This window comes from Myroides sp. N17-2 (assembly GCF_002286775.1).
Classification (GTDB): domain Bacteria; phylum Bacteroidota; class Bacteroidia; order Flavobacteriales; family Flavobacteriaceae; genus Flavobacterium.
Map to the genome: position 1 here is coordinate 20,991 of NZ_NSGJ01000056.1, position 10,750 is coordinate 31,740.

Genomic DNA, 10,750 nt, shown 5'->3' on the forward strand with positions numbered 1-10,750 from the left:
AAAGATGATGATAAAATACAGTTATACGATAATGTATGTAGCAGATGTAGAAGCTACAGTTAAGTTTTATGAAGAGGCATTTGGTTTTGTGCGTAAGTTCATAACACCTGAGAAGGATTATGGAGAGTTAGTATCAGGAGAGACTACTATTGCCTTTGCGCAGCTAGATTTGGCAAGTAGTAACTTGAAAAAAGGATACCAACAAGTGAGTAGTGATAAACCTTTTGGGATAGAGTTAGGCTTCGTGGTAGAAGATGTGGCAATAGCAATACTGCAAGTAGAACAAGCAGGAGGTAACGTTTACGAGGCTCTAACAGTGAAACCTTGGGGACAAACAGTAGGGTATGTATTAGATAATAATGGCTTTTTAATAGAGCTGTGTACTGCTATGTAAAGTATCCAAAAGAGATAATCTTATTTTGAGAATATGACATACATTTGCATTGTTAATCAGTTGTTTGTACTATATATGTATAATCAATATTAACAATACACAATAATATTAATTGTCATAAAAAATATGATATGATAGTTTGGTCAGGAAAAGGAATACTCGCACTACTGTTTTTTGGATTAGGTTACTTTATAGGGATGCTTATACCTGATTTTGGTTATCAAGGAGAGGTTATTAGTATTTTTACATCACTAGGAGGATGGCTTACCTGGTATTTGGGGAATAAGTGGAATAAGGCTGTTATTTATTACGATGAAGCAAGTCAGCAGTATTATAAAGCAGAGAATGGTGATACCATATTTTGGATACCAATACAGTATATAGGAGTAATAGGGATGATTATTACTGTATCTTATTTAGTGAGTATTAATATCTTGGTGGGGATAATATGGGCAGTGATATTAATTTATATTACGGGATACAATTATTTTAAAGAAAGAGGATGGGCATTCTCGAAGTCAGATAAACGAGTGATGAGTAGGAACGAAAGCACAGACAATGATACTCATAAACCTTCTTCAGGGGGATGGGAGAGTCGTCAAGATAGGTAGTAAAACGCCTGACTGTAACACAATCAGACGTTTTGTTTATTCTAGTTTTAGATAATTGTGATCAAAGCTGATGATTATCTTTTTGTATTGTGATAAAATATCTTGACCAATATTTCCATAATTATATTCACCATATACATCAAAGTTCTCAGCATCAATCAACATTTTAGGAAGAGTTAAAATCTGATTATTTAGCTTGAATGTCTGATTGTTTAATTGGTATAGCTCAACTGTTTTCTGTTGACCACCTGCACCACTAGTAGTGCTAGTTGTTTTAGTCGCTTTCGCTTTTATTTCATTTTCGAATAGTTGATAAAGTGGTTTGCTAAACATACTATTCTGCGCACCAGTATCTAAGTTGAAAGGGAGATTCTTTCCGTTGTAGTTTAGAACTACTATAGGGCGGAGCGACTCAAAGAATAAGTTTTTAGGTTCCTTTGTATTTGATTCTGTTTTAGAGAAAGTCAGTTTCTCTGTTTCAAAAGTGATTGTTCCTAATTCTTTAGCTACAGGAAAGCCTATTATACCGTGTATTTGATAAAGCCCATCTCCAAAGGTAAATGCTGTATCAGGGAAAACTAAGAATAGGGTATTCTCTATCACGATATCACCGATAGTTAGTTTAGGCGCTATAGCAATCTTTATTTCATTAGAAGCACCAGTAAAACTCTTTACTTTGATAGTCTCTGATTTTATAATGTCAAAGTTCATTTGTTTTGCTAAAGTTTCCGTAATACAGTTTAGACCTGCACCGGTATCAAAAACAAAGTCTTTCTTTATGTTGTTAGCTTCAACTTCTAAAGTTGTTAAGTTCATTAAATCTTTATGAGTAGGTACAGATATTGTTGAGAAAGATTGTATTTTTTGAATAGGTTTATCCTTTATTGCTTTCCAAATACGCATATTGTTTTGTTCTTCTATATATTCCTCAGGGCCTAATTCACTTTTAAAGTTGTCTACTAAATATTTAGAAGCTTTGTACGCTTGATTATAGTCAAAGGTTTTGATGTTGTTCTCATTGACAAGTTTCCAATATTCAATGTTTTTTATGGATGCTCTGTTTTTTACAGCAAATTGTTTAAGCAACTCATTGGATTGTTTCGGTTGATTAAGGACACTGTAGTATAGCGCATCAAAATAGTACTTATCATCCGTTTTGTTTGTTTTATTCTTTTCAAATAAGACATTGTATTGATGATGATCTGCTAATGACTTTAACTCAGGGTTTAGCTTTACTTGCGCAAACAGAGTAGAACTTATTAAGGTAGTTAGTAATAAAATGGGCTTTTTCATAAGACATTGTTTTATTATACAATAGTACCTTTTTTTCTGTTAAAATAGGGGTGTATTTTATTGATATTACTAATTTTATTTAAGAAGAAGACAAACTATGGTTTACACTAGATTTTATAGACATAAAGATAAGAGACTACCTATAGAAGTACACAATAATGAAAGTGTGTTGTCTGTATGGAGATTATAGTATTTCTAGCAATAGTTTTTAGGGACGATACTTTCTACTTATTCTAGGTTAAAAGAGGTTAATATGAATGAAAAAAAATTAGAGAAAGAGCGTAAAAAAGAGCTCAAACAAGAGTGGCAACAGGAGCAAAAGTTAATATTTGAGAATAGCTTACCAATGAGTAGAGTATATTTTACTCAGTTGTTTGATGACTTAGATAATTATCTCGAAAAGTGCGGATGTAATCATACAAATGAAAAAACGATGGAGATATTGAAAAGTATGGATGTAAAGAATATAGAAGAAGTTCTGCTATGGCTTAGAGAATATGGAGGATACTGTGATTGTGAAGTACTTTGGAACGTAGAGGAGCATTTTGAGTAAGAATAATCTTTTTTATATAGTTAATTAGTGTTAAATTTAGTAATTAAACATTATTTAGATGGAAAAGATTGTTGGGGGTATATTATTGGTAGTAAGTGTAGGTATTTCACTGTGGATTATATTTATTATCCTTAAAAATACGTTTGGATTTTCTTCAATTCCAAAAAAAGTAGAAACTCATAAACAACAGAGTAACCCTTCTTATAATTCTATCGTTGAGTACAACTATAGATTAGATGAAAAAAGAGAGGTTTTAGTAACATTAGATCTTGATGACGCTGAGATTAAAAGATATAGATTTGTACGTCAATCTATGTTAGAAGAAGAGAGTAGAGGTGGATATGATATGAATAATAGTATAGAATCTTTAGCATACGGAATATTGAATTCGAGACGTCAAAATTATGACAAAGAAAATACTCTATGGACAAGATATGGTAATGCAGAGTTATATGAAGTACAAATACCTCTTAAATTTGAGGATTATGACCTATTGTTTAGTTCTATTATAGAAATGAATAAAGATAATCTAGCAATACATCTAGCATTAGAAAAATATTTAAAGGTTATAGTTGTCTTCAAGCAATTTGTACTGAAAGATACAATTGATTTAAAAGGGGATAACACCGAAAAGGTAACTAGCTTTGTCGAGTTTGATGTTGAGTATAATTTTGAATTTCAATCGGATAGTAAATACAGTAATGCTTGTTTAGGAGATTGGGTTAATGTGGTAGCAATAGATGGTATTCCTGTAGAAAAACAATAGATAATATCTATGCGTTTATATATAATGAATGTACAGAAAAGCAAAAAGGAAGTAATCTTTAAGCGATATTTGTAATACTAAAAAATAATAGATATGAACATATTAAGCATCAATATACAGACAAATAAATTAGAGGAAAGTAAACAATTCTATACAGAAGTACTGCAATTGCCTATAATTGAATTATTAGAAGAAAGTGTAACAGTACAGGCTGGAGATACGATACTAACTCTGGAAGAGACAACAGATAAAGTAAATGTATATCACTTCGCATTTAATATTCCATCTAATCAATTACAGAATGCTTTAGCTTGGGCAAAAGAACATTTGACTTTAATTGAGAATATAGAAGGGAATTTGGTTACTACATTCGAGACGTGGAAGGCACAGTCTATCTACTTTATGGATAATAATGGTAATCTATTAGAGTTTATCGCAAGAGAAGAAATAGGTATAGATGTACAAGGGGACTTCTCTCCTGCACAGATAATCAATATCAGTGAGATGGGGATCGTAGCAGAGCAACCGATGGTACAGGCAGAAAAGCTGATCGCAGAGTATGGTCTTACATACTTTGATAAAGCACAACCTACAGAACAGTTCTTAGCTTTAGGGGATGATAATGGGTTATTGATAATGGTAACTCCTAATCGCAATTGGTTCCCAACCACTACACCTGCGCAGTTCACTACTTCTGAGGTGATGATAGAAGATAATGAATTAGTCGCTTCGTTAAAAAGTGCTGATTTATATAAATAAAAATATAGAGCTAATGATAACTAATCTTTAGCTTATTAAACGAAAAAGAGACTATTTAGTAGTCTCTTTTTTCGTTTAATAAAGTCTCTCCCCAAGCATTGAGTTTCCATAGTACTTCTACTAATTGTTCTCCGAGAGGAGTGATGTAGTATTCTACCCTTGGAGGAAGTTCGTTATAACTTATCTTGGTCAAGATACCGTCTTGTTCTAATTCTTTTAATTGTTGGTTTAGCACGCGGCGGTCAACTTTCATAATTCCCTTTAACATTTCACTTGGGCGTTTATGCCCTTGGTTTATCTGCCAAACAATAGGCACTTTCCACTTTCCACTGATTGCATTAACTGCAAATTCGAGTGGGCATATTTTTTCTTCTATTGTTGACGCCTTGGTATTCATAAGAGTGACTTTTTTATCCCTATGGGGGGAATATATGCGGTATTGTATAGTAATAAAGTGATTATCACCTTTGCAAAAATAAGACTTTAATATGAAAGAAATAAAACAAGCATTAGAGACTATTAGTCAAGGGATGCAAACTCAGGTACCTTTAGAGACACTAACTGCATTTGGTAACTCTATCGCAGATTTGCAGACAAGGGATTTCGGTAATACATCTCAAGTAGGGATGAAGTTTGCAAACATAAAAGTGATTATAGAAGAAGGGAAAGAGATTGGGATAACAGAACTTTTTGAAGGGAAGAAAGTCTTGGTAAGCTTTGTTCGTGGGAGTTGGTGTCCATTCTGTAATGTTGAGATGGCGCACTTGATGAGTTATTATAAAGAATTACAAGAGAATAATGTTGAGGTAGTCGTGATATCTCCTATGAATATTGAGTTACTTAAAAAGTGGAAAGACGAAATGCAAATGCCTTTTAGCATAGCACAAGACAAGGAACTTGCATTAAGTAAAGCTTTAGATATTGATTTTGAGTTACAGGATTTCGTAGCACCACATTATGAAGCTTTAGGTATTGATGTCAAGATGTTTAATCAAACGGATAAAGCTGAGTTAGTACTTCCTGCTGTATATCTGATAGACGAATCAGGAGTGATTACTTTTAGATATATGGATGTGAATTATGGAGCTCGTTTAGATTTAGGAGAAGTAGTAGCAAGCCTATAAAGAGAATAATTACAGTAAGAGAGTCTGTCAGATAAAGCATTTATCAGTATATTCGAGTTATATAATAATAGAGTATGACTAAATATTTTTTGCCTATCGCTTTTTTAGTAAGTGTAATAGGAATGACTTCGTGTAAAGATAGTAATCCAAAACCTGCAGAAATAGTAGAGGCTATTCATACAGATGACTTGCCTGAAGAGGAAGTGCAAAAGGATTTGCTACATGTGTTAACTGACGAAAAGGATCTGTTGATTAATGAAGGAAGTGAGCAAGTCGTGAAATCCTTGATCGCTACGTTTAATCGTATTAATGCGTTTACGGAATGGGCACAGATTTCTACAATGGACTTTACAACAGAAACAGGAGAGGGAGTAACGAAGTTATATTACAACAAAGAATTACAAGTTGAAAAGATTGTTGTACGCAAATATGAAAAGGAACAACAATCACTGGATGTGTATTATTTAAATGAGGGACAAGTTGCTTTAGTGATTAAGCAGGTATTAGATTATAATGCTGATATAAAGGATAAGGCATTTAGTGTAGAAGAAAGTGAGTATACTAAAGACTGTAATTATTTTGCAGAGGGTAAACTGGTATCAATAATGAGTAATCAAGATTGTGGAGCACCATTTGCACAAGACTATTTAGTAGAAGTTGATAAAGAAATAAAAGAGGAAGTAAAGAAATTAATTCCTTAGAATAGTACAATTGAAATAAAGCTCTTCGGAGCTTTATTCGTTTATAGAGATTAGTATGGAAAATAGAAAAGGAGCAAGAGCGATCAAAGATATTCCGGCTGATGTATTGGTTGGATTAAATAAAGGAGAATTGTCAAGTGTAAATTTGACAGAATGGTTAGCGATCGATCAACGTTTATTAGTGAAGAATGTTTTAGCCTCTTTAGGTAGAGATAAGTATATCTTAATTGTATTAGATGCTATCGAAGGATTAGAAAAGAAAACGGTTAACTCTATTAATCAATGTATTGGTTATACACTGTATCATTTAGCAAAAGAAGAGAATGATAATGAGCTCTTTACTTTATTAAAACAACATAAGAGTGATTTAGTACGCTGTTGGGCTACGTATTTTATAGGATATAATGAGTCATTCAGTATTAGTGAGAAGTTAGAGGCAATTAAATATTTTGCTGGAGATGGGCATTTTGGTGTACGTGAGATTTGCTGGATGGCAGTGAGAGGTGACATTATCGCTCATTTAGAAGAAAGTATAACTCTATTATTATCTTGGACAAAGGACGATAATGAATATGTAAGAAGATTTGCAACAGAGTCAACAAGACCAAGAGGAGTATGGTGTAAACATATTGACGTATTAAAGGAAACTCCTGAGCTTGGCTTGGCTTTATTAGAAGCATTAAAAGAAGATTCTTCTAAGTATGTAAAGGATAGCGTAGGAAATTGGTTGAATGATGCAGGAAAAACACGACCTGATTTTGTGATTGAACTTTGTAAGAGATGGGAAATAGGAAATAGAAGTAAACATACTGAATACATCGTAAAACGAGCTCAAAGAAGTCTTTAAGATTTTGTTTTGAAGTGCTTTTTTATGCTAATTAGATGGTATTGAGTAGTCTATTGAGAATTTTACAATTTGTGACATTGACGAAATGTGGATTATTAATGTTGTTATTATTGTTTTGTGAATTTTTAATATAGATGGAGTGAGGAGTATTTTGATATTTGTTTTTTTGTTTTTTTCAGTAGTTACTGTATATGCTCAAGTGGATTCTATTTATATTAGAGAACATACCAAAGCATATGGTGCTAAGGTTTACTTTGGTAATGATATATTGGCATTAGATTACGATTTTGAGGATAGTAAACAAAAACAAACCTTTCAGTCTAATAAACCTGCTACAATAGGAATGGGTTTTTTATGGGGAAGTTCTTCTTTCAGTTTTAGTTATGGTTTCTCTTTTATGAGGGATAAAGATAGAGGCAAGACTAAATATACTGATTTTCAATATCATTATTATGGAGATAAGTATCTTGTAGATTTGTATTATAAGAGAAATAGGGGCTTCTATAGTTATAACTCAGATTCTAAAACAGAGATACCTACTGCAGATCATATTTATCCTAATTTTAATATTCATATGTATGGGGTATTGTTTCAGTATGTTAGTAATAACAAACGGTATTCTTTAGGCGCAGCTTATGACTTTAATAAAGTACAGATAAAGTCTGCAGGATCTTTGTTAGTTGGGGGTAGTGTATTTTACTCTTCTTTACACAATATTCCTATAGTCTCAGATGATGTCGATAATTTTGACAAACGAACATATCATTTTGGACCTAATATAGGATATGGTTATAACTGGGTGCCATATAAAAAAATGCTAGTAGCTGGAGCATTTACACTTGGTGTTAATGGAGCGATTGAAGAAAACTTGTTAACTCGCAACACTACTTTTCTTATTAATCCTGCTATTAATGCACGTTTCTCTATAGGGTATATAGGTGAAGAATGGATTATTACTGGTTCAGCTTTAGCAAATGGACTTTATTTGAATATGAAGGAAGATTACCAAAGTAGTTTATTGACTAGTAACTTTTCTTTTACTATTATCAAGCGATTTAATCTTAAGAAGGAAATTAGTTTTCTTAAAAAAGGATATGATTGGCAAGGGAAACTATTCGGTAAGAAAAAAGATATAGATGAGTCTACTATTATAGAGAATTAATAAATGCACGAACTTATATATTGCTAATATTTTACTATATTCATTTTTTAAACATTGAGTAAAAGATATGAATTTTAATAGTAGTGATTTTAGATTTTATCATCCTTTAGAGATTAGATGGAATGATATAGATGCTCTAGGGCATGTAAATAATGTGATGTATATTGATTATTTTCAGATTGGTCGTGGATATTATATGGCTGAGGCTAGTCAAACTTGGGATTGGCTTAAGCATATGTTCGTTATTGCTAATATTTCATGTAACTATATCAAAGAAATAAATCTTAAAGTATCTCATCCTAGGATAGGTGTTCGTATTTCTAAATTAGGAAGTAAGAGTTTTGAGATTGAGTATGCTATCGTAAGTGAAGGGAATAATAGGGAACTAGTATTGCATGCTATTGGGACGAGTACCCAGGTGATGATAGATGTAAAAGAGAAAAAATCAATAGAATTACCAAGTTGGTTAAGAGAAGAAATTCAGGGTTATGAACCGGGGTTATAATATAAAAAGCTACTTTCGATAAGATAGTAGCTTTTTTAATTTTTAATGATATTGTGATTGTTCATTGTTGTTTGTGATAGTACACTTTGTACTTGTTGTATTCGGTTAGTTAGTATCTGTCTTTTTTCCATAATGCAATATCTGCAAGGATACGATTCGTATCAGCATTAACTTCTTTTAGATGGCTAGAGGTGTATAGTGTATATCTAGCTTTGTCTAATTGAAGTCTTACTTCATATTCGCTAATGATCTTTACGGTTATCTGTTTACTAGGGTCTGCGAACTCCTGATATCTTGTGTTTTCTTTATTCTCTGTTAGTGTTAGGTAGATAGGTGCTCTATTTTCAGCTAGTTTTGAATCTTGTTGATAAACTAAAGTCGCCTCTCCATCCTTGTAAGTAAAGAAATAATTCTTAAACATAAATGTATTCGCTGTGAATACTATTGCTTTTTCATCTTGCAGTTTGTATGGTGTAGATACTATCGTCTCAGTGGTGTGGCAACTTGTGGAAGTTAGCGCTAGAGCGAATGGTATAAGTAGGGTGTAATTTAGTTTCATGGTGTTTATTTGTTATTGGTTGTAGCTAAAATAAAATAAAAACTCAATAAAACAAAATAAATATTATACGATGTGTTTTTATTGAAACTTTTTTTTAACTAAACGTTAGTTAATTTGTTCAGGTATTAAGAAAGTGTCAAAATGTGTATTAAATGTGTTGTGTGATATATATCATATATTAATATTTTTATAGTAAGTAAATTGAAATCATAAATCAAAGTAGTATTAATTATGAGAAAGCAACTAGTTTTACTTGCTGTATTATTATCAATTGTCAGTTGTAAAAAAGAGCAAACCAAGAGCACTGAAGTTAAGGAAGAAGAAAAATCAGAATTATTTACAAAAGCAACTACATTCTTTCAGCCATTATCTTCTGTAGAGAATAAAGATTTGGATCCTGAGAAGGTGGCTTTGGGTAAGTATTTGTATTTTGACACTCGTCTATCTAAAGATGGAAATATTAGTTGTAATTCTTGTCATAATTTGAATACCTACGGAGTAGATAATAAGGCATTTTCTCCTGGAGATACTGGTGCATTAGGAGGACGTAACTCTCCTACAGTATTTCATGCTGCTTTGCATAATATGCAGTTTTGGGATGGTAGAGCGAAGGATGTAGAAGAGCAAGCAGGTGGGCCAATCCTTAATCCTGTGGAGCATAACATTAAAAGTGAGAAAGAGTTAGAAGATAGACTTCGCAAAGTAGATATATATAAAGAAAAGTTTGCGGCTATCTATAAATCAGAGAAGGAACCCATCACTTTTGCTAATATCACGAATGCCATAGGAGCTTTTGAGCGCACGTTAATGCCTGAGAGTAGATTTGATAAATTCTTAGAAGGAGATATGACAGCATTGTCTGCTCAAGAGAAGAAAGGGTTAGATACGTTTATTTCTGTAGGTTGTATTACTTGTCATAATGGAGTAGCAATGGGAGGACAAATGTTTCAGAAATTCGGAGTTTATGGAGATTATTGGCAGGAAACTAAATCAGCTAAAGTGGATAATGGATTAGCAGACTTAAGTAAGAAAGATGCTGAGAAGTATTTCTTTAAAGTACCAGGGTTAAGAAATATAGAACATACTGGCCCATATTTTCATGATGGTTCTGTAAAAGATTTAAAAGAAGCTGTACGAATTATGGCTAGTTTGCAAACTAATGTGAAGTTAAGCCAAGAACAGATAGACGATATCACTGTATTCTTAGGGAGTTTATCAAGTGATATTAAGGATGAAGTGAAAAAATCTCCTTTTGAGTCATAAGTTGAGTTAGATATGTTATTTTAATTGTTGATAAAGGTTATTCTCATTAGAGAGTAATCTTTATTTTTTGAATTGAAATGTCTTTTTATTTCTATGACCCGTCCTGAAAAAACTGTACAGTTTTAAATACCAATAAGAGATGGAAAAGTCAATAGGAGAAAAAAAAGTAAAACAGCATTATCATCAAGAATTCATTAAAAAGATAGTGAAGGA

Annotated in this window: 14 protein-coding genes; 11 read left to right on the forward strand and 3 right to left on the reverse strand. The window is 32.3% G+C overall.

Going from position 1 to position 10,750, the window contains the following annotated elements; all coding sequences use genetic code 11:
* The first annotated feature begins 7 nt into the window (after window positions 1–7).
* Together CF599_RS17110 and CF599_RS17115 are read left to right on the forward strand one after the other, a co-directional pair.
* The gene (locus tag CF599_RS17110; RefSeq protein ID WP_254050355.1) at window positions 8–394 is read left to right on the forward strand and encodes a VOC family protein; all 387 of its coding nucleotides are present in this window, start codon (window positions 8–10) and stop codon (window positions 392–394) included.
* A 131-nt stretch (window positions 395–525) separates the two neighbouring features.
* Window positions 526–1,005 carry a hypothetical protein gene (locus tag CF599_RS17115; protein WP_121967177.1) on the forward strand — a complete coding sequence of 160 codons (480 nt, stop codon included), beginning with the start codon at window positions 526–528 and terminating at the stop codon, window positions 1,003–1,005.
* 36 nt (window positions 1,006–1,041) lie between these two features.
* Here the strand turns inward: CF599_RS17115 and CF599_RS17120 are convergent, their stop codons facing one another.
* The gene (locus CF599_RS17120; protein WP_121967178.1) at window positions 1,042–2,298 is read right to left on the reverse strand and encodes a retropepsin-like aspartic protease; all 1,257 of its coding nucleotides are present in this window, start codon (window positions 2,296–2,298) and stop codon (window positions 1,042–1,044) included.
* 253 nt (window positions 2,299–2,551) lie between these two features.
* Here CF599_RS17120 and CF599_RS17125 point away from each other — a divergent pair, with 253 nt between their 5' ends.
* The 3 genes from CF599_RS17125 to CF599_RS17135 all read left to right on the forward strand — a co-directional run bounded on the left by CF599_RS17125 (window position 2,552) and on the right by CF599_RS17135 (window position 4,376).
* Window positions 2,552–2,851: a DUF2695 domain-containing protein gene (locus tag CF599_RS17125; protein WP_121967179.1), complete on the forward strand. Its 300-nt coding sequence runs from the start codon at window positions 2,552–2,554 to the stop codon at window positions 2,849–2,851.
* Between the two features lie 58 nt (window positions 2,852–2,909).
* Entirely contained in the window at window positions 2,910–3,617 is a 708-nt protein-coding gene (locus CF599_RS17130) for a hypothetical protein (protein ID WP_121967180.1), read from the forward strand.
* 93 nt (window positions 3,618–3,710) lie between these two features.
* Entirely contained in the window at window positions 3,711–4,376 is a 666-nt protein-coding gene (locus CF599_RS17135) for a VOC family protein (protein ID WP_121967181.1), read from the forward strand.
* A gap of 55 nt (window positions 4,377–4,431) precedes the next feature.
* Here CF599_RS17135 and CF599_RS17140 read toward each other — a convergent pair whose 3' ends face one another.
* A complete protein-coding gene (locus CF599_RS17140) occupies window positions 4,432–4,773 on the reverse strand; it encodes a helix-turn-helix domain-containing protein (protein WP_121967182.1) in 342 nt (113 codons plus the stop codon).
* A gap of 91 nt (window positions 4,774–4,864) precedes the next feature.
* Here CF599_RS17140 and CF599_RS17145 point away from each other — a divergent pair, with 91 nt between their 5' ends.
* The 5 genes from CF599_RS17145 to CF599_RS17165 all read left to right on the forward strand — a co-directional run bounded on the left by CF599_RS17145 (window position 4,865) and on the right by CF599_RS17165 (window position 8,715).
* Window positions 4,865–5,500 carry a peroxiredoxin family protein gene (locus CF599_RS17145; protein ID WP_121967183.1) on the forward strand — a complete coding sequence of 212 codons (636 nt, stop codon included), beginning with the start codon at window positions 4,865–4,867 and terminating at the stop codon, window positions 5,498–5,500.
* Window positions 5,501–5,574: 74 nt separating this feature from the next.
* On the forward strand, window positions 5,575–6,201 hold the full coding sequence (locus tag CF599_RS17150) for a hypothetical protein (protein WP_121967184.1): 627 nt from the start codon (window positions 5,575–5,577) through the stop codon (window positions 6,199–6,201).
* A gap of 55 nt (window positions 6,202–6,256) precedes the next feature.
* Complete coding sequence (locus CF599_RS17155) at window positions 6,257–7,048, forward strand: DNA alkylation repair protein (protein WP_121967185.1); 792 nt, start codon at window positions 6,257–6,259, stop codon at window positions 7,046–7,048.
* 166 nt (window positions 7,049–7,214) lie between these two features.
* Window positions 7,215–8,210 (forward strand): DUF4421 family protein, encoded by a 996-nt coding sequence (locus CF599_RS17160; RefSeq protein WP_254050354.1) that lies wholly within the window; start codon window positions 7,215–7,217, stop codon window positions 8,208–8,210.
* Between the two features lie 67 nt (window positions 8,211–8,277).
* The gene (locus tag CF599_RS17165) at window positions 8,278–8,715 is read left to right on the forward strand and encodes a thioesterase family protein (protein WP_121967187.1); all 438 of its coding nucleotides are present in this window, start codon (window positions 8,278–8,280) and stop codon (window positions 8,713–8,715) included.
* A gap of 109 nt (window positions 8,716–8,824) precedes the next feature.
* On the opposite strand, the gene CF599_RS17170 is transcribed toward CF599_RS17165, so the two are convergent.
* Entirely contained in the window at window positions 8,825–9,274 is a 450-nt protein-coding gene (locus CF599_RS17170; RefSeq protein WP_121967188.1) for a hypothetical protein, read from the reverse strand.
* A 231-nt stretch (window positions 9,275–9,505) separates the two neighbouring features.
* Here CF599_RS17170 and CF599_RS17175 point away from each other — a divergent pair, with 231 nt between their 5' ends.
* Window positions 9,506–10,537 (forward strand): cytochrome-c peroxidase, encoded by a 1,032-nt coding sequence (locus tag CF599_RS17175; RefSeq protein WP_121967189.1) that lies wholly within the window; start codon window positions 9,506–9,508, stop codon window positions 10,535–10,537.
* Window positions 10,538–10,750: the final 213 nt, after the last annotated feature.